Origin of the sequence: Paenibacillus sp. KS-LC4, assembly GCF_036894955.1 — a bacterium.
Taxonomy (GTDB): Bacteria; Bacillota; Bacilli; order Paenibacillales; family Paenibacillaceae; genus Pristimantibacillus.
Genome location: NZ_CP145905.1, coordinates 900,669 through 920,345, shown reverse-complemented (window position 1 = coordinate 920,345; position 19,677 = coordinate 900,669). Strand labels below are relative to the sequence as shown.

Here is a 19,677-nt window from a genome sequence, read left to right as displayed (position 1 = left end):
AATCATACAGCAGATGGCAGGGCACGTAAATGCTATTAGAGAAACGTTTTACAATGGCAGTCAAGGGGAATGAATGGAAGACGGGGTACTGTGACATTTTGAAAGGGGCATTACTAGCATAATGGAAAAAAGGCCGAAGAAAGCTAAGCTATCAAAAACGTGGAAATGGATTCTGACCATTGTCCTTATTCTGCTGGGTATTGGCGTTGCTTATGCAGGTTACTGGATTTATGGCGTTTATAATGCTACGTCAGATTTCAATAAACCGAAAGAGGAATCAAGATTTTCCCAATTTGAGGACACTGGGCTTGAAGCTCCTAAATGGGAAGGAACGGAACGCGTCAACATTTTGCTGCTGGGCGGCGATGCACGTGGCATGGATGAAGGACAAATTCCACGTTCGGACTCTATGCTTGTACTATCTATAGATCCAACTACAAAGAGGGCCCATCTCTTGTCGATCCTTCGCGATACTTATGTCAAGATTGAAGGACATGGACGGGGAAGGATTAATACGGCTATCACGCTTGGCAAGCCTGAGCTGGCAATGAAGACGGTCAGCGACTTGCTGGGACTCGATATTCAGTATTATGTTTACACAGACTTTGAGGGCTTTAAATCTTTAATTGATACAATGGGCGGCATCACGATTGATGTCGAGAAGGATATGCGTTATACCGACAATGCCGACGGCAACCGTTACGATATTGATTTGAAAAAAGGCGTTCAGCTGCTGGATGGCGACAAAGCGCTGCAATATGTACGCTTCCGCCATGATGCAATGAGCGACTTCACACGTACCGAGCGTCAGCGCAAATTTTTGCAGGCTCTTGCCAAGGAGCTGCAATCGGGTTGGAACATTCTCAAAATGAAGGAAATATTGGAGAGCGTCTCTCCTTATATTGAAACGAATTTAACGACCACAGATATGCTCAAGCTCGGACAGCTTGGCGTTGACAGCCATGTCGCTGGAACCGCACAGGTTCCGCCGATGGATATGATCGCTGATGAAGAGGTTGGCGGCGCTTCTGTGCTTGGCGTACGCAATGAGGATCAGCTTAAGGCCTATGTCGACACGCTGCTGGAAAGCGACGACACACTCGCTTCGCCTGAGGCATCACCTGGTGCTGACGGCGCCGAGGCCAGCAGCAGTGCTGGAGCAACGGTCACTCCCTCCCCATAAGTTAAATGAGTAATGAGCTGCTTGACAGCAGATCGAGATTGATGTTCGTCGTCCTCATTCCAAGCGGAATGAGGACGTTTTGATGTTACATATTTAGGCTGGCAATCTTGCCTTCCAGGCGGGATGCTGCACTATTTTTCAAGGGGGAATTATCGTTATGACGATTCAAAGACCACGCTCCGAGGCGCTATATGCCGATGCGCTTGAGCATATTGTAGGCGGCGTCAACAGCCCTTCCCGTTCGTTCAAAGGAGTTGGCGGCGGTGCACCCGTATTTATGAAACGTGCCGAGGGCGCCTATTTCTGGGATGTCGACGACAATCGCTATATTGATTATTTGGCGGCGTACGGTCCCATTATTACTGGACATGCCCATCCGCATATAACCGAAGCGATTGTTCGCGCCGCGCAAAATGGCGTTTTGTATGGTACGCCAACCGAGCTTGAGGTTCATTTGGCACGCATGCTGAAGGACGCTATTCCCTCTATGGATAAGGTGCGCTTCGTCAACTCCGGCACCGAGGCGGTGATGACGACCATTCGCGTCGCACGGGCGTTTACGAAACGCAGCAAAATTATTAAATTCGCCGGCTGCTACCATGGACATTCGGATCTAGTGCTCGTAGCGGCAGGCTCAGGCCCTTCAACACTTGGCATACCAGACAGCGCTGGCGTACCAATAAGCATCGCCCAAGAGGTCATTACGGTGCCTTTCAACGATATTCCGGCCTTGAAGCAGGCGCTTGAACGCTTCGGTCACGAGACGGCTGCCGTTATGGTCGAGCCAATAGTTGGTAATTTTGGCATGGTCATGCCGCATGAAGGCTATTTGGAGCAGCTATGCGCTCTGACTCGTGAGGCAGGAGCGCTTGTCATTTACGATGAAGTCATCAGCGCATTCCGCTTCCATTACGGCTCCTCGCAAACGTTCGCTGCCTTCCCTGATCAAGCCGCTATTGAGCCGGATCTTACGGCGCTTGGCAAAATTATCGGCGGCGGGCTGCCGATTGGCGCTTATGGCGGGCGCCGCAGCATTATGGAGCAGGTCGCACCGCTCGGCCCTGCTTATCAGGCGGGAACGATGGCTGGCAATCCAGCCTCCATCTCCGCAGGTATCGCCTGTCTCGAAGTGTTGAAGACGCCTGGCATTTATGAGCGTATGGATCGGCTTGCTAGACAACTGGCAGACGGACTGAAAGCGGCAGCACATAAAAATGGCTTTGCGTTCACGATTAATCAAATTCGCGGATCATTTTCGGCCCATTTTTGCAATCATCCCGTTACAAATTACGATGAAGCGCAGGATACGGACGGCGAGCTATTCGGGCGCTTCTTTAAGCTAATGCTCGATCAGGGCATTAATTTGGCTCCCTCCAAATATGAAGCGTGGTTTCTGACCATCGCCCATACCGATGAAGACATTCATGCGACCATTGCGGCGGCGGAGCACGCCTTCAGCAAGCTTTAAGAGAGGTCAGCCCAATGCCTTCTGTAATAGAAAGGGACATGTTGATGAACCCATATATGGAATTTGACCGCGCCGCTTGGTCGGCACTCCGTGATCATACCCCACTGCCGCTCACAGAGGAAGAACTGAGTGAACTGAAGGGCCTCAATGACCAAGTGTCGCTTGAGGAGGTAGAGGCGATTTATTTGCCGCTTACCCATCTGCTGAACCTGCATATCGAAGCTGCTGAGCGGCTAAGGCAGGCTTCAGCTGCTTTTCTCCATATGGAGGCACCTAAAGTACCGTTTGTCCTGGGCATAGCAGGCAGCGTAGCCGTAGGCAAAAGCACGACAGCACGGCTGCTGCAGCGGCTGCTTTCCATGCATGGGAGCGGCCGCAAGGTCGATCTCGTTACGACAGACGGCTTCCTCTACCCTAAGCGGGTACTGGAGGAACGCGGGCTGATGAAGCGTAAAGGGTTTCCTGAAAGCTATGCGGTCAAGATGCTGATGGATTTTATGGGGCAAATAAAATCGGGCAATCCACATGTGAAAGCGCCGATCTATTCTCATTTGACCTATGATATTATTCCCGGGCAATATCAGCTTGTCGAACAGCCGGATGTGCTGATTGTCGAAGGGATTAATGTTTTGCAGGTCAGCAAAGAAGCACATTCTTTTGTAAGCGATTTTTTCGACTTCTCGATTTTTGTCGATGCGCCAGAAACATTCATCGAGCGCTGGTATGTCGAACGCTTCCTCATGCTGCGGCATACCGCTTTTAAAAACAAGGACTCTTACTTCCACCGCTATGCCAGCCTTACGGATGAAGAAGCTGTCGAGACAGCAGCAACGATCTGGAAGGAAATCAATGCCGTCAATTTGTACGACAATATTTTGCCGACGAAGCGGCGGGCGATGCTGATCCTGCAAAAGGATGCTCAGCACCGTATTCAGCAAATTCAATTGCGCAAATAGCATAACTTGGCTTCCAAAGCTGGATGATCGTGCAGTGCCCGTTGAGCATGGCAGTCTAGTCAATTGGCTGCTATTCCTTAAGGGTACGCTTAAATTCAATTGCGAGGCGCTAACAATGAACGAACCTGAATTAAAAAAGGCGATGACTACACTAGAGTTTCTTAGCCAGGATGTTGAAGCTCGCAGATTATATGAAGCCAGGCAGAAATTTCTACATGATGAGGCATCTATGATTGAGGGAGCGCTTGCTGAAGGAGAAGCACGCGGAGAAGTACGTGGAGAAGCACGTGGGGTCCTTAAAGGCGAGCGAAAAAAAGCGCTAGAAGTTGCCCAGAAGCTTTTAGCACTCAGCGTTGAAATTTCCGTTATTGCTGCGGCTTCCGGTTTATCAGAAGCTGAAATTGTTGCGCTTAAGAAGCAAGGGTAATACGATCAATCGGACACTCGATGCACTTCGCCTACGATCTCTTAACCCACTTAAACCATCAGTACTGCATAAAGTTTCATTATAAACAGCAAAGAAGCAGCCTGCTGTAGGCTGCTTCTTTGCTGCTTATTAATTTAACTGACGACTACTCAAGCACGTCCATTGTATCCCCTGCTACTCCACTGCCTCAGCATCTGCCAATGCCTTCAAAAACGGCTTATGCATCAGCCCATTCGAAGCTGCTACATTTCGAACCCCGAGATGGTAGCCATTGCCCTGCGTATCTGTGACGATGCCGCCCGACTCCTGTACAAGCAGCGAGCCTGCTGCCAAATCCCAGCTATTCAGCCCAATTTCCCAGAAGCCTGTAAGGCGCCCTGCTGCTACATAAGCCATATGAAGCGCAGCCGAGCCTGACGAGCGTAGATTGCGCACCTGCGGCGCAAGCGCCTGAATGCCTTTCAAATTCAGCGGCAGCGCATAAAGATGATCTGCCGGGAAGCCCGTGGCGATCAAGCTGCTGCTGAGTGTTTCTTCCTTCGACACCTGCATCCGCTTGCCGGATACATAGGCGCCCTTCCCCTTCTCAGCAAGGAATAGCTCGTCCCTCATCGGGTCATATACAACCCCAACAATAACTTCACCTTTATAAGCAAGCGCAATAGATACGACAAAAAAAGGAAAACCATGAACGAAGTTCGTTGTTCCATCAATCGGATCGACAATCCATAAATATTCCGCCTCGCTCTTGTCCGCGAGTGCCTGTGCTGAAGCCTCAGGTCCAGGCTCGACCCCCTCTTCCCCCAAAAAAGAATGATGAGGAAAATGAGTCAGAACCAGCTTTTTAATAAGCTGCTCCGAGCCCTTATCTACTTCTGTTACTAAATCATGCGAAGAAAATTTCGTATCCAGTCTATTATAATTTCCTAGTTTTGTCTTGATCCATTCGCCCGCTTTGGCCGCGCAATTGATCGCAACCGCAGTGAAGCTTTTGCCGCTTACAACTAAAGGTTCACGCTGATCACTCACGGTGCATCACCCAACTCTCTTTAATAAGTTTAACTATTAACATTATCTATTATTACGCTTATAAATCAATATGCGTTCCTGTCTTTTTGCTAGAGCTCAAAAAAACTACAGCTGCCTAATGCCTTCATAGACCAATTGGCAGGCCAGAATGAGCAGGGTAATCCGCAGCAGCCATAGCAGCCCATTGCCGCTCATCCTGCCCGCGATATATGCCCCCAGCCTCCCGCCAACCCAAGCGCCCGGAATAAGTGCAAGTAAAATCCACCAGTTGATCTCCCCCAGCCACACATGCGTGGCACTGCCTAATATGGACGATAAAAAAATGACTAACATCGACGTAGCGGTTGCCGCATGCGGCGGAAAACGGAACAGCAGCACCATTAGCGGAACGAACAAGGAGCCCCCGCCGATGCCAAACAATCCGGAAATGATGCCCACACCAAGCCCGATAACAAGCATCGGCCAAATCGCATAGCCATACGTATGCTGCTCGCCAGCTGCATCCATCATCGTCCTCTGCACCGGCCACTCCCGCGCAACCGGTTTCAAATAATTTCGCACGATCAATAATGCGGATATAAGCAGCATAAAAATGCCAAAGGACAAATTAAAAGCGGCGCCTTTCAAAAGCCCTGTCATAGCCGCTCCAAGCATTGCAGCCGGACCGCTTGTCGTGAACAGCAGCCAGGCGCTGCGATAATCGACGATTTTGCGCTTTGCGTAGGATAGCGTCGAGGCAAGCGCTGTTACAATGAGCATCGTAAGCGAGGTGCCAACCGCTGTCCCATGGTCGATTGGAGCGCCTATAAGTGATGGCCCCAAATACATTAGGGCTGGCACGATAATAATACCACCGCCCAGACCGACGATGCTTCCGAACATCGCCGCTGCCATCCCTAATAATACGAGTGCAATCCATTCAAACACTGTTGTCACCGCCTTCTGTTCAATCATGATGCGTTACATGTTCCCCTACACCGTCACTTTTCATTCCTAGTAGAAGAGCACCGCCAACGTTAGCTGACGGTGCTGCATGCTTGTGTAAAGCCTATAGCTCGGTTACTTCAATACTGCCTTCGTCCACGATCCGAACACCTTCGCCCCTATCCGCCAGCATGCGGAAGTCATCCATGAGCGCCAGCAGCGCCTTATCCTTGAGCTTCGCTTCGAGCATGCAGTCAAGCTGCGGCGTCACCGCCGCCACCTTCCGCAAAAACAGCAGCAAATCGTCCGCATTCAAATAATCAGCATGACTGCGTGGATTAGGCCCTTCCTTCGGACTGGAAAAATGGATTTTCGGCGGCAGGCTAATTTCGTCCGCATCGCCCTTACCTGCTGCCGTATTTGCCGCAGCAGCCGCTTCGCTATTCAGCCGCTGCTCCTCAAGCAGCCACGTCTCGGCGATTTGCGGCCACAGGCTGCTGCACAGCTTGTCCAAGGAAACACCGCCATCATTCACCTGATGGTGATGCACGTCAAGCACCATCGGCACTTGCACAGCCTGAGCCGCCTCCAGCGTCTCGACCGCATTGAACGTCTTATCGTCGTTCTCTAGCGTAACGCGATGTCGATAGCGCTCAGGGAGTGCCTGAAACTGCCGGATAAAGCGTGCTCCTGCGACCATCTTATCGCCATAGGCACCGCCAATATGTATGTTGCACTTGACTGACTCCGGCAGTCCCATTTCCTCCAGCATACGAACATGATATTCCATGTCCCGTATAGAGCTTTCCAGCACCTCAGCCCGCGGGGTACTAAATACGCAAAAATGGTCAGGGTGAAACGAAACCCTCATCCGATTTTTCCGAACAAAATCACCAATATCACGAAAAGCTTCACGCAGGGGCGGATAAGCATCCCAATCAGCTAAACCCTGATGGGTTGCCAGCGGGATCAGCTTGGAGGAGAAACGATACATCTGAATATCGCTCGCCTTGGCATGCTTCAGCATCCGCAGTGTACTGCGCAAATTGTCCTCAGCAATCCGTTCAAGCTTGCGCAAAGCCGCTTCGCGGTCGGCAAGCTTCGTAAAATTTGCAAACGTCATCGTTCGCGAAGGCGAAGCGTTTTCCAGCAGCATGCTCATGGCTACAAACCCGAACCTTACCAGCATTTGCTATTCACGCTCGCCAAAAAACATTTCGTAAGCGAGTGCAGTCTGCACTTTAGCCTCTTCTTCTGTCAGCTTTCTCACAAGCTCCATCTCCACTTCGGTCACTTCTTCGCCTTGAAAATTAATCTCTGCGATCGAAGCGAGGATGCGGACTATGGCAATGGCCTCATTGTTCGTCGTATACGCAATGACCTTCTGGCCCGTAGGATATACGCGAAATCCGCTCTTTACCATCTTGCCCTTGCCGTATTCAAGCAATTCATGAAGCTCCTGCTCCGACTTGAATTTGCATACAGAATTAAATTCGGTTGAAAATCCCATGATTACCCTCCTTTCTCTCAAGTTATTCCCCTAAGCCTCAGTTACGCTTCACTTGCTCCAAAATTGATTTTTTGCTTCTCGCTATGCCTTCTTAGGGCCAGCTCAATCAACTTATCCAGCAGCTCGCGGTAAGGCATGCCCGTTTCTTTCCACATAAGCGGGTACATGCTGAAAGGCGTAAAGCCTGGCAGCGTATTAACCTCATTAATAAACAGCTGACCATCCGACTTGCGCATGAAGAAATCTACGCGGGAAAGGCCTGCTCCATCAATGGACAAAAAGGCGCGAATCGCCATATCCCTAACTGTCTCTGAAATTTCCGCCGAAAGCTCTGCTGGAATTTGCATGACCGATTTGCCATCTACATACTTGGCCTTATAGTCGTAAAATTCATTAGAAGCAATGATCTCGCCTGGTACAGAAGCTTTAGGCTCGTCATTTCCAAGCACTGCAACCTCAATTTCTCTCGCATCGACAAATTCCTCAACGATTACTTTACGGTCATACTTGAAGGCATAATTGACGGCTTCCATCAGCTCCTCGCGGTTGCGCGCCTTGGAAATGCCGACGCTGGAGCCCAGATTAGCCGGCTTAACAAAGCATGGGTATCCAAGGGCTACTTCACATTCCATTACAAAAAAGGCAGCATCCTTCTCCCACTGCGTACGATTGAAGTAACGGAACACGCATTGCGGCAGCCCTTCCTGCGCAAATACCTTTTTCATCGTCACCTTGTCCATGCCTACCGCTGAAGCCAGTACGCCTGCGCCAACATACGGAATGTTTGCCATTTCGAACAAGCCCTGAATCGTGCCATCCTCGCCAAAAGTGCCATGCAGCAGCGGGAATACAACATCAATAGCCGTTGCTCCAGCTGCCGCTGTAGCTGATGCATCTAAGCCGGCAAACAGCGGAGCAAGCGGGAAGCCCGCTCCGGAAGCGCCTGCTGCAAGGCGAAGCTCGCTGGCGGTTTGCGGCTTGCTTACAAGCTTGCCGCCAACTCTCCACTCGCCCTGCTTTGTAATATAGAAGGGGGTAATTGCGTATTTATCGTAATCAAATTCTCCCATTACTGCGAATGCAGTTTGCAGCGAAACTTCATGCTCGCCTGATTTTCCTCCGTATACAAGTGCTACGTTTACTTTCGTCCCCATCGCATATCCTCCGGTAAAATAATAAATAATAACTTATAATTGATCCTCAATATGAAAAAAACGGTACCTGGTCTGTTCCGTCCAGGCATAAGAATCGCGGTAGTCCCAGTAGCGATGACGGCTAGGCACAGTATTCGCATTAACAAGCGGCATACCCGCTGCATCGAAAGCTGTTACGATTGTGCTGTGCTGAAAACGGTTGTCGCCGTTCCAATCATAAGTGATGACATCTCCAAGCTGGAGCTCTTCAGCCGAGTCAACGACTCTGGCCCGAAGACCTGACTGCCGGGGAGTGGATAAATAGTTCGTCAGCGCATTTGACACCGACCAGCTGTAGCTCCACCATTCCCTGCCTCCGTTACGGCCTCTATACCACCAGCCGCTTCCCCTGTTACCAGTATAATTCATCGGGGCATTGCCTGCAAAGACCGACTGGGAGATGTAGTTCGTACAGTTGACCTCGAACTCCTCATATGCAGGGTTTGGTTCATTCCACCAACGGTCAGCGTAAGCGGCGGCCAAATCGCGCCGATACAGCGCACGGACAGCTTGGGGTTGAAAGGCCGCAAACAGGTCATAATTTAAGTAGGGCACGGAGCGAAGCCGGAATTTCTCCTCTTCTAGCTGCTGCTCTTCCCCTCCATCCAGTTGCTGATCCTGAAAAGAAAGCTCGAAGCGCGGCCGCCGCTCCGCAATGATCGGCTCAATGCGAACGATATGCCAGCGTTCGCCAGCAGCGGCCAGCCATAGCCGCTCCTCTTCTTTCCGTTCTTCAATATAACGCATACCTCTATGCTCAATCTGCCGCTTAATATGCAGCCGAATGAGCACGGAAGCTTCGGCTCCAGACTCCTGCACCCTGACAAGCTCCGCCTTCGTTTCGCTGCGCGAGGGCAAGACGCCGCGCAGCAAATCCCGCTCGCGCAGCCGATTCAGTCGTCCGCGGAGCCTGCCGCAATGCTCCTTGTCTGCGACGAAGCCGTCTACCGCTGCCGCATGCTGCTCGGTTTCCGCCTGATTATACAGGCTTACATACTGATGCACGGCAGGCTTCCAGCCCCGGGCTTCCTCTCCTGAAGGTATCGGAAAATCGCCTGAACGCATGAGCGAGGTCATGGAGGACGCAGCTATTCGGGATTGCTCTGCGGCGGCTGGCTCCAGCTTCTGCCGCTTGTGCTGCTTCGCTCCGCCACTCGTCGTTTCTGCTTGAGCGTTCTGCTGCACGGGCCGCTTCTGAGAGGCGGACAGATTCAGCAGCGGCTGCCGCTCTTGCTTGCCTGCACGGCGGCTTGCCATTTTTTTGTCTGATCGCAAAGACATCGGCTTTCCCTCCTAAATAGCAAGCTTTTAATCCGCACGTGCTGCGCCAGACGCCAGGCAAGGGTGCGGAGCGCCTAATCCTTTTATTTATATGTTCACATCTCGCCAAACATGAGGCTCTGTCAAAAGCTCGCATAATAATCCATTATTAGGATAAAACAAGCGATGCCGATAGATGTTACATTCGTCCATCAGCCTAAATGCCTAAACTGGGCGCCAATATTCGCGAAAGCGGGTACAATTGGACTTTACGAGAGCCCCTATTTAGCGATATACTAGACGTATAGCGAATTTGAAATCGTGTTTCACAGAGCGAAACACACTCTAAAAATGTTTCCTTTTCTTTATCAAAAGTAAAGCCATCTAAGGAGGAACTTGAACCATGTCTCAACAAAATCATTACTCCGTTCGCACCTCGCTTGACGTAAACGGCAAATCCTTTGCGTATTACCGTTTGTCCGGCCTGGAAGAGCAAGGTCTTGGAAAAATTTCCAAGCTGCCTTTCTCCATCAAAGTATTGCTTGAGGCTGCTGTTCGTCAATTTGACGGCCGTGCGATTACGCCTGAGCATGTCAAACAACTGACATCATGGGCAGATGGACGCGAGGACAAAGAAATTCCATTTATTCCTGCTCGAATCGTTTTGCAGGATTTCACTGGCGTTCCCGTTGTAGTCGATTTGGCAGCTATGCGTGACACCGTTAAACGTGCAGGCGGCGACCCTAAAAAAATCAATCCGCTCGTTCCGGTTGACCTCGTAATCGACCACTCGATCATGGTTGACGCATTCGGCAACGCAGACGCGCTTGAATACAACACGAAGGTAGAATTTGAGCGTAATGAGGAGCGTTACCGCTTCCTGCGCTGGGCACAAACGGCATTCGATAACTTCCGCGCTGTACCGCCGGGAACAGGTATCGTTCACCAAGTTAACCTTGAGTATCTTGCATCTGTAGCTGCTACAAAAGTCGTCGATGGCGAGACGGTTGTTTTCCCGGATTCCCTCGTAGGTACAGATTCCCATACAACAATGATCAACGGTCTTGGCGTAGTCGGCTGGGGCGTTGGCGGTATCGAGGCTGAAGCGGGCATGCTGGGCCAACCGCTTTATTTTGTAACACCTGAAGTTATCGGCTTCAAATTGACTGGCAGCTTGGCAGAAGGTGCTACGGCGACTGACCTTGCCCTGACTGTTACGCAAATTCTTCGTAAAAAAGGCGTTGTCGGCAAATTCGTTGAGTATTTCGGTCCAGGTCTATCCAACATCAGCCTTGCTGACCGTGCAACAGTTGCCAACATGGCTCCTGAGTACGGCGCAACTGTTGGCTTCTTCCCAGTCGACAGCGAGACGCTTAACTTCATGCGTGCAACTGGCCGTACTGAAGAGCAGATCGCTCTGGTTGAAGCTTACTATAAAGCACAGGATATGTTCCGCACGGACGAGACGCCAGATCCTGTCTTCTCCGATGTGATCGAGCTTGATATGTCGACTGTTGTTCCTTCCCTTGCTGGTCCTAAGCGTCCTCAAGACCGCGTTGAGCTGACAGCAATGAAAGAAGAGTTTAACAACATCATCCGCACGCCGATTGATAAAGGCGGATACGGCATGACGGATGAGAAGATCGAGCAGCTTGTTGATGTGAAACATCCGAACGGCGAAGCTTCGAAAATGGGCACTGGCGCGGTAGTTATCGCAGCTATCACAAGCTGTACGAACACCTCCAACCCAAGCGTTATGCTGGGCGCAGGCCTTGTAGCGAAGAAAGCAGTAGCTCTCGGACTGACTAAGCCTGCTTATGTGAAAAGCTCCCTGACGCCGGGCTCGCTCGTCGTTACGGAATATTTGAAGAAAGCGAACCTGCTGGAGCCGCTTGAAGCACTTGGCTTCCACGTTGCAGGTTATGGCTGCGCGACTTGTATCGGCAATTCCGGCCCGCTTCCTGATGAAGTAGGCCAAGCTATTGCTGACAACGACATGACGGTAGCAGCTGTATTGTCGGGTAACCGTAACTTTGAAGGTCGTGTTCATGCTCAGGTGAAAGCGAACTACTTGGCTTCGCCTCCGCTTGTTGTTGCCTATGCGCTTGCAGGAACGGTCAACATCGACCTATCCAAAGATGCAATCGGCTATGACAAAGACAACAACCCGATTTACTTGAAGGATATTTGGCCAACATCGCAAGAAATTCAGGAAGCAACTGCGGCTGCCCTTAATCCGCAAATGTTCCGTGATAAATATGAAAATGTATTTACGCAAAATGAGCGTTGGAACGCAATCGACGTACCAGAAGGCGAAAGCTACGAGTGGGATCCAAAATCCACTTACATCCAAAACCCGCCGTTCTTTGAGAACCTTGGTACGGAGCTTAACGACATTGCTGACATCAAATCTGCAAATGTACTTGCACTTATGGGCGACTCGGTTACAACTGACCATATCTCCCCTGCCGGCAACATTAAAGCAGATAGCCCAGGCGGCGAATATTTGATCGAAAATGGCGTAAAAAGAGAAGATTTCAACTCGTACGGCTCACGTCGCGGTAACCACGAAGTCATGATGCGCGGTACATTCGCCAACATTCGTATCCGTAACCAAGTGGCTCCGGGCACTGAGGGCGGCGTAACGACTTACCTGCCGAATGACGAAGTTATGTCGATCTACGATGCTTCCATGAAGTATCAAAAATCCGGCAAAAACCTTGTCGTTATCGCTGGTAAAGAATACGGTACAGGCAGCTCCCGTGACTGGGCAGCTAAAGGTACATTCCTACTCGGCGTAAAAGCCGTAATTGCTGAAAGCTTCGAGCGTATTCACCGCTCCAACCTCGTAGGCATGGGCGTATTGCCACTGCAATTCCAAGAAGGCCACAGCTGGAAATCCCTTGGCATTACAGGTCGTGAAACGTTCGATATTACTGGACTGTCCAATGATGTAACAGCGGGCGAGACGGTTACTGTAACGGCAACTCGCGAAGACGGTACAGCCTTCGACTTCCAAGCGATCGTTCGTCTGGACTCCATGGTTGATGTAGACTACTACCGTAATGGCGGTATTTTGCAAACCGTGCTTCGTCAAATGATTGCTAATATGTAATAAGCAGCAATTCAAAAAAGCAGCGATTCTCCAATGATAGGAGATTCGCTGCTTTTTGTTTTTCGGACTCCCCTATTCGCTGTCTGCACCTATCACTTCGCTACTCCTGATCCAGCGGCTGCTCAATACCATCGTTGTAAAAATCGAAAACCAACTGCTGCTGTGTTCCCCTTACCGCATAGAACACGTCAACCAGCGCTTTCCCCCCATGCTTCTGCCTCAGCATCTTCTCAAGCCACTCCCGGGTCAACCCATGCAGCTTCAAATTATCTTCCATCACCGCGCCGTCCATAATTAGCTCTACAGGAAAAGCCTGCGCTTGCTGCGGCAGCCCCATATCCTGCTTCGTGACAAGCCGGTACGCATCCTTTTTCAGAATAGAAATTCTTCCATTATCTTCGAGCAAGGCATAATCCACCTCTTCAATATTAAAAACGCCTCTTTCCCTTAGCGCTTGATTCAGCGAATCCAGCGTATAGCGAATTTTCTTCATGTTGGCTTCCATAACTTTACCGTTTTCTATCAGTACAGTGGGCGAGCCTGAGATCCAGCTGCGCATTTTTCGGCTTTTGAGAGCGAGCAGAGAAAGCAGGAAGGACATAGTTGTTATCACAACCAGAGACAGCACGATGTAGGAGGGCTTCAAGGTGGCATTAAACGCCAAGTTCGCTGCTAGGGAGCCCAGCGTAATACTCGTTACAAAATCGTTAAACGTCATATTAGAAAGAGTCTGCTTGCCTAGAATGCGGGGAATGAGCAGCAGCAGTCCCACTGCAACAATGGTTCGGATCAAAATTTCCACATACGTCATTTACAAACCTCCTCCCTCTATTATTTCCGATGTCAGCAGAAAATAATGTATTAAACTGCCCCTTTGGGTATAGAAAAGGTCAGTTGCTCGCGCAGCCGCTTTTTGTCTACTTTATCTACGGCCGTTCGGGGCAAAGTCTCCACAATGTACAGAAGGGTCGGCAACTTGTAACGGGCGAGGTGAGGCTCGCAAAACGCCCTCAGTCGTGTCAGGTCCAAGCTGCAGCCGTCCCGCAATACGATAAAAGCGACGAGGGCCTCGCCTTCGTCGGCAAAAGGAGCGCCCAGTACAGCCGCGTCGAATACCGCCTCATGAGTCGCGATGACCTGTTCTACCTCGGAACAGAACACATTGGAGCCGTTTACGATAACCATATCCTTCAGGCGATCTAACACATAAAGGTAGCCCTCCTCATCCAGACAACCGACATCCCCGGTTCGGACCCAGCCATCGGGCATAGTCTCGACGGAGACCTCCAACTGTCGCCAATACCCTAACATTGTCTGAGCGCCTCGAACAACGATTTCCCCGGCCTCGCCCGTCTGCGCCTCACGCCCATCCATGCCTAATATCCGAACTTCGAAGTCTTGCTCGCCTTGGTCAGCGAGGTCGGCAGGGCGGCCTACCGATTGTAGGCGAACGGGATTTTCTATATGCTGGGCGGGAAAAAGGCGGCTTATGGACATTCCGCATTCCGCTTGCGAGTAGTTATTGACAATCAAAGCTCCCGGGAATTGCGATACCGCATTCCGAAGTGTATCTGGGGAAATAACGGACCCTCCACAGCCAATCAGCGTTAGGCTTTCCAATTTCCTACCCGCGATGGACGCCTCGCAGGTAAGATCACGAAGCAGTTGGCCAACCGTGCTGAGTTGCGTAATGCGATCACGTTCAACAGCCTCCATAATGCGGTGTACGTCCGCAGGGTATTCGTCTAGAAATACTAGACAACCTCCGGCAGCCATGTTCGCCCACAGTTGGAATTGACCAACAAGATGCGATAGATTGAGCACTAGCACACGTCGTCCGAGATCATGACCGAAGCCCGCGGAAGGCGTAAGCAGATTCCAAGCAGCCATGCCGCGATGTGAATGCATCACCCCTTTTGGCCGGCCAGTCGTTCCGCCCGTATAAATCAGCACTGCCGTATCATCGGCACTTCGATTGGAATAGCTATTTGAAGGGGCTGCGTGCTCTTGCTTTAAAAGCGCAGCTAGCGAATTTGAAATCAGACTTTCTTCGTCTGTTGTGAATCGTTTTGGACAATTCGGAAGATGCTTTATCGTGTCGATAATGGTTTCGGTATGGCGCCTGTCATGAAAAACCATATGCGGCTCTGCATCTTGAAATATGGCTATGAGTTCGGATACAGTCAGTAAAGGGGACGGCACGAGCGGTATAGCTCCGATCCCAACTGCTGCATAGAACGCCAAGACGAGCTTGGGATCTGGATCCCCGAAAAGCGCAAAGCGATCACCCGGCCGGAGACCCTCGGCATACAGGGCGTAACCGAGCCTTTCAGCCATGCGATGAAGCTCCCCATAGCTTATAATATGGCCGTGACGCATAAGCGCTGGTGCCTCAGGATACAAACTCGCTGCTAATGGCAAACGCTCGGATAATAGCAACAATATGATCGCCCCCAATATTTCTATATTATTTAATCAGGTAAGAAAACTTGGAATAGGAAGAGCGTATCATATATCCAGAAGGATTAGGCATCATTTTTCCCTATTAATGCCATAAATCTTGCTGATGATGCGCTTCTGCCAGCAGAACATCCAAGATGTTAAACTGGCTGTCAGCTTAATTGGACGTTATCAGTCCAACATTATATTTTCTTTTAACATCCGAACGGCATAAAAAAGCAGCGCCTGCTTCACTTTCCCTCAAGTGAAGCAGGCGCTGCTTTTCTGTTTTGCGTTCAGCATACGAGCATAAGAGCATACTTTTGCCCTGTTCTACTGTGCGCTATCTCATCATCGTACTCATCCGCTTGGAAGCTTCCAGCAAAATAGGAGCGGCATCGCGCATTTTATCCATCGTCATGCGACTTGCCGGCCCCGATACGGATAAGGCGGCGACAAGCTTGCCTTCCCGTCCAAATATCGGCGCGGAGAATGCAGCGGCGCCTGGCTCCCGCTCCTCAAAGCTCGTTGCATAGCCCTGCTCCGTAATATCAGCAAGCTGCTGCTTATATTGATCCAGATCAATCGTAAACATCCACGATGGATCACCGAAAATCTCTTCCTGCACGAGCGGATCGGCATAAGCGATCAGCACCTTGCTTGAAGCCCCAGCGTAAAGCGGCAGCCTCGCTCCGATTGGCGCTACCCGGCGCACGGGCTGATTGCTCTGCACCGCCTGAATACGAATCCGCTCCGAGCCGTCGCGCACGTAAATGCTGACGGTCTCGCCCAGCTTATCGCGCAGACGCTCCATCTCCGGCTGCCAAATGACCGCTGGATCATCCGTCCGAGATAAATGGGCGGACAGCTCCCACACCCGCATACCTAGTCGGTAGCGCTCCGTCACCAGGTCACGCTCGATAAAGCCTTTATCTTCAAGGGTGGCCAGCATCCGATGGACCGTGCTCTTATGGAGCCCTGTCCGCTCGGCGATTTCCGTCATAACCAGATCCTTTCCCGCTGTAAAACAGATCAAAATATCCAGCGCTCGTTCAACTGCGCGTACGGTTGATTTCCCTTCCTCCGCCATGATGTGCCACACCTCCCTCGTTTCATTAAGTGAAACTCATTCTCACACAGTATAACTCATGGAAGGCTTAATCGTAAAGAAAAGTTCGCTTGATTACAAAAGCATTACAACACCTTAACAATACGTCGACATCAATTGACAGGCACTCCCGCTCCGCATACGATTAAAGTACTAGAAATGAGAAGCGTTTACATGGTTCGAGAGGAGGAGAAGGGTATGAGCACAACTATGATGACATCTGTTTCAATGGAGGGAACCTTCCCTCAGGGACTGCATCCCTTTCCTTCTCTGGATAAGCTCCAACTACCTCGCCCGAGCGCAAAAACCAGGAGGTTGCACGCATTGGTTGCTCTTATTGCCTCACTGCTAGCGCTGTGCATGATCGTTGTCGTTATCTTCCATGCCTACGTAGCTTGGATGCTCGCCTATCCTTACGTCGCACCGCTTACCTCCAACCCGAAGGCTGCAATCGGACTTGATTACGAGGATGTGCTCATTCCGAGCATTAGCGGCAAAACCAATGTCAGCGGCTGGTACGTGCCTGCCTACAGTGATGATGCAAATAACGAGCCGGCCACACGCACAATCGTGTTCAGCCACGGCTACGGCGCCAACCGCGAAGAGACATGGGTACCGATGTATGATTTAACGAAGCTGCTTAATGGTCTTCACTATAATGTTATGCTTTTTGATTACGGTTACGCCTCCGCTACTGACAAAACCGCAGCAACCGGTGGTCTGGAAGAATCCCAGCAGCTGCTCGCGGCCGTTCAATATGTGAAGGAGCAAGGCTCCAAGGAAGTCATTGTCTGGGGCTTCTCTATGGGGGCAGGAACCGCGCTGCAAGCTGCGCTGCAATCCAAGAATATTGACGGCATGATCCTAGACAGCCTGTTCGTGCCAAGCGCTGATTCACTGTTCAGCAATGTCAGTCAGGTTGTCAGCTTGCCACGCTTCCCCTCTGAAACCTTAATCGGGGCGCTGCTTCCGCTTTGGACAGGTGTCGGCATTGATTCTGTACCTGCCGAGCAAATGATGAATACGAGCTACGATATTCCGATTTATATTATTCATGGCACGCAGGATGTGAAGTCGCCCTATACGACGGCAGAGCATATTGCAGGCAAACAGACGAATCCATTGTCCCGCTCGTGGATTGTGCAGCAGGGACAGCATGAAATGCTGTTTCGGGAGCATCCGAGCGAATACATTCAGCGCGCTGCACTTTTCCTCAGTCAGGTTAATCAGCAGGTGCTCGCTGCTAATGATCCCGCAGCAGCCAGCGCTTAAACAAAGCGGCATGCCGCATAGCAAATGCCCCGCATACTGGAGCTTTTCCAGCAGCGGGGCATTTTTTCTCACCATTCTTCTTTGAACCGTCACTGCGGCTTAACTCCCCGCTTCACCCTTGTAGCGTTTGCGAAACTCGATCGGCGAATACCCTTCCTGCTTTTTGAACAGCCGCGAAAAATAGGAAAAATTGCTATAGCCCGTAATTTCGGCCACATCGCTCACCTTAAGATCCGATTCGCTGAGCAGCTTCTTCGCGTATTCCATACGCTGGCTTACGATATAATCCGTTAGGGACAAGCCTGTCTCCTTTTTGAACAAACGGGATAAATACGCAGGGTTAAAATGCAGCAGCGAGGCGATTTCCTCTCGGCTGACCTCCTCTGACATTCGCGACTTTACATATTGCTCGATTTGTTCCACGACAGTCGGCTCGCTTTCCTGCTGACTCGCCGCATGCTCAAGCGCCATCTCAATGACCTGCCTCGTCCACAAACGCAAATGGGCAAGCGATTTTGTGCATGGCCCACTTCCCCCACGTTTAACACTAATCGCATCAATCACGTATCCAATTGAAATGCCGCACTGATTAAAAGATTGATAGAGCGAAGAGAGCAAATGATAATAGAGCGCTTTCAAATCTTCTTTGGATAAGGGATATTCCCTGTCATAAGAAGCGAACCATTCATCGACCGACTGATATAGCTCCGCATGGCGGCCCTTTTGCAGCAGCAAGGCAATTTCCGCTGGCCACTCCTTGCGACCAAGCAGCTGCTCCGGCATTTGAAGCGCTTGCTCGCCCTCAACCCAAATGTCCTTCATATCGCCCGCGCACTGCCGCTCCAGCTGAAGCAAGGAGGCGCTGCGGCTCCTGAGCGTGCAGAGAGCTCCAGGCAAGCTGATATAGCATTTTACACGGCTGTAAAAATAAACCCCGCAATCCTCGACCAGCCCCAAGCATCGTTTGCGCAGCTCGGCAATGCTTCTCCCCTGCTCCTGCGCATGGTAGACGACGATAAACAGCTCGCCATTTCGGCTCTTGAGCACAGCGCCCGGCCAATTTTCCAAAACGGTCTCCTCCGCGCGGTTCATAACCGCATACTCTAAAATTTCTTCATCCTTTATGCCAAAGCGTGCTTTCCAGCCGGAGATGCTAACGAGCACGAGCATAAACTCGCCGCTCTCTGCCGCATCCGGCTCCATCAATGAAAGCTGGCTAAGCAGCGCTTCATTATTAGGCATTTTTCCAGCGGGGTCCAGCACATCGTTCCAGAAGCGCTCGATAAGCTCCTGCTTGTGATGGCGCAGCACCTTTTCAAACTTGCCCATCCGCCGCTTCAGCAAATTATGCTCTCGATCCTGCTCCAGCTTGCGCAGCGAACGAGCTACCGTTTCCAGCAGCAGCTCATGTCTGGCTGGCTTAAGAATATAATCAAAGCAGCCTGCACGCAGCGCCGCCTGAACATATTCGAAGCGGTTATGCCCCGAAACAAAAATGACGCTGGCCGAAAATTGCTCCTGGTTTAGCCATTCAAGCAGCTCCAGCCCATTTTCACCCGGCATTTCAATATCGCAGATGACTACATCAATCCGCTGGGTGCAAAAAATAAGCCTTGCCTCCTCAACATCCATCGCTCCGTACACGTCACTTATCCCTAGCGAATTCCAATTTATCGTCTCCATGATACTTTTCAGAGCATAAGCTTCATCATCTACCACGAGAAGGCGATACATAATTAACACCCTCCTTTGCGCTTTGAAATGTTTATTTCAGCGGCCTGGTTCGCACAAGC

At 50.8% G+C, this 19,677-nt stretch carries 16 protein-coding genes; 6 read left to right on the top strand and 10 right to left on the bottom strand.

Annotated features, from left to right (window positions below):
* Window positions 1–121 precede the first annotated feature (121 nt).
* The 4 genes from V5J77_RS03925 (at window position 122) to V5J77_RS03910 (ending at window position 4,034) form a co-directional block, all read left to right on the top strand.
* Window positions 122–1,183, top strand: a complete 1,062-nt coding sequence (locus V5J77_RS03925; protein ID WP_338554491.1) for an LCP family protein — start codon at window positions 122–124, stop codon at window positions 1,181–1,183.
* A 157-nt stretch (window positions 1,184–1,340) separates the two neighbouring features.
* A complete protein-coding gene (locus V5J77_RS03920) occupies window positions 1,341–2,651 on the top strand; it encodes a glutamate-1-semialdehyde 2,1-aminomutase (protein WP_338554490.1) in 1,311 nt (436 codons plus the stop codon).
* A 44-nt stretch (window positions 2,652–2,695) separates the two neighbouring features.
* Entirely contained in the window at window positions 2,696–3,607 is a 912-nt protein-coding gene (gene coaA / locus V5J77_RS03915) for a type I pantothenate kinase (protein WP_338554489.1), read from the top strand.
* 34 nt (window positions 3,608–3,641) lie between these two features.
* On the top strand, window positions 3,642–4,034 hold the full coding sequence (locus tag V5J77_RS03910) for an Rpn family recombination-promoting nuclease/putative transposase (protein ID WP_338554488.1): 393 nt from the start codon (window positions 3,642–3,644) through the stop codon (window positions 4,032–4,034).
* Window positions 4,035–4,208: 174 nt separating this feature from the next.
* On the opposite strand, the gene V5J77_RS03905 is transcribed toward V5J77_RS03910, so the two are convergent.
* From V5J77_RS03905 to V5J77_RS03880, 6 genes are all read right to left on the bottom strand, one after another.
* Window positions 4,209–5,063 carry an inositol monophosphatase family protein gene (locus V5J77_RS03905; RefSeq protein WP_338554487.1) on the bottom strand — a complete coding sequence of 285 codons (855 nt, stop codon included), beginning with the start codon at window positions 5,061–5,063 and terminating at the stop codon, window positions 4,209–4,211.
* A 105-nt stretch (window positions 5,064–5,168) separates the two neighbouring features.
* Window positions 5,169–6,017, bottom strand: coding sequence for a sulfite exporter TauE/SafE family protein (locus tag V5J77_RS03900; protein ID WP_338554486.1), 849 nt, complete (start codon window positions 6,015–6,017; stop codon window positions 5,169–5,171).
* A gap of 94 nt (window positions 6,018–6,111) precedes the next feature.
* The gene (gene uvsE, locus V5J77_RS03895; RefSeq protein ID WP_338554485.1) at window positions 6,112–7,176 is read right to left on the bottom strand and encodes a UV DNA damage repair endonuclease UvsE; all 1,065 of its coding nucleotides are present in this window, start codon (window positions 7,174–7,176) and stop codon (window positions 6,112–6,114) included.
* 3 nt (window positions 7,177–7,179) lie between these two features.
* The gene (locus V5J77_RS03890; protein ID WP_046232147.1) at window positions 7,180–7,497 is read right to left on the bottom strand and encodes a hypothetical protein; all 318 of its coding nucleotides are present in this window, start codon (window positions 7,495–7,497) and stop codon (window positions 7,180–7,182) included.
* A gap of 41 nt (window positions 7,498–7,538) precedes the next feature.
* Entirely contained in the window at window positions 7,539–8,651 is a 1,113-nt protein-coding gene (locus V5J77_RS03885) for a D-alanine--D-alanine ligase (RefSeq protein WP_338554484.1), read from the bottom strand.
* 33 nt (window positions 8,652–8,684) lie between these two features.
* The gene (locus V5J77_RS03880) at window positions 8,685–9,971 is read right to left on the bottom strand and encodes an amidase domain-containing protein (protein WP_338554483.1); all 1,287 of its coding nucleotides are present in this window, start codon (window positions 9,969–9,971) and stop codon (window positions 8,685–8,687) included.
* A 382-nt stretch (window positions 9,972–10,353) separates the two neighbouring features.
* On the opposite strand from V5J77_RS03880, the gene acnA reads away from it, so the two are divergent.
* Window positions 10,354–13,065, top strand: coding sequence for an aconitate hydratase AcnA (gene acnA / locus V5J77_RS03875; RefSeq protein ID WP_338554482.1), 2,712 nt, complete (start codon window positions 10,354–10,356; stop codon window positions 13,063–13,065).
* Window positions 13,066–13,165: 100 nt separating this feature from the next.
* On the opposite strand, the gene V5J77_RS03870 is transcribed toward acnA, so the two are convergent.
* The 3 genes from V5J77_RS03870 to V5J77_RS03860 all read right to left on the bottom strand — a co-directional run bounded on the left by V5J77_RS03870 (window position 13,166) and on the right by V5J77_RS03860 (window position 16,594).
* On the bottom strand, window positions 13,166–13,876 hold the full coding sequence (locus V5J77_RS03870) for a DUF421 domain-containing protein (RefSeq protein WP_338554481.1): 711 nt from the start codon (window positions 13,874–13,876) through the stop codon (window positions 13,166–13,168).
* 50 nt (window positions 13,877–13,926) lie between these two features.
* Window positions 13,927–15,507, bottom strand: coding sequence for a class I adenylate-forming enzyme family protein (locus V5J77_RS03865; RefSeq protein WP_338554480.1), 1,581 nt, complete (start codon window positions 15,505–15,507; stop codon window positions 13,927–13,929).
* A gap of 340 nt (window positions 15,508–15,847) precedes the next feature.
* Complete coding sequence (locus V5J77_RS03860; RefSeq protein ID WP_338554479.1) at window positions 15,848–16,594, bottom strand: IclR family transcriptional regulator; 747 nt, start codon at window positions 16,592–16,594, stop codon at window positions 15,848–15,850.
* A 342-nt stretch (window positions 16,595–16,936) separates the two neighbouring features.
* Between V5J77_RS03860 and V5J77_RS03855 the strand changes: the two genes are divergently transcribed.
* Window positions 16,937–17,884 carry an alpha/beta fold hydrolase gene (locus tag V5J77_RS03855; RefSeq protein WP_338554478.1) on the top strand — a complete coding sequence of 316 codons (948 nt, stop codon included), beginning with the start codon at window positions 16,937–16,939 and terminating at the stop codon, window positions 17,882–17,884.
* A gap of 99 nt (window positions 17,885–17,983) precedes the next feature.
* Here V5J77_RS03855 and V5J77_RS03850 read toward each other — a convergent pair whose 3' ends face one another.
* Window positions 17,984–19,618, bottom strand: a complete 1,635-nt coding sequence (locus V5J77_RS03850) for a response regulator (protein WP_338554477.1) — start codon at window positions 19,616–19,618, stop codon at window positions 17,984–17,986.
* Between the last annotated feature and the right edge of the window lie 59 nt (window positions 19,619–19,677).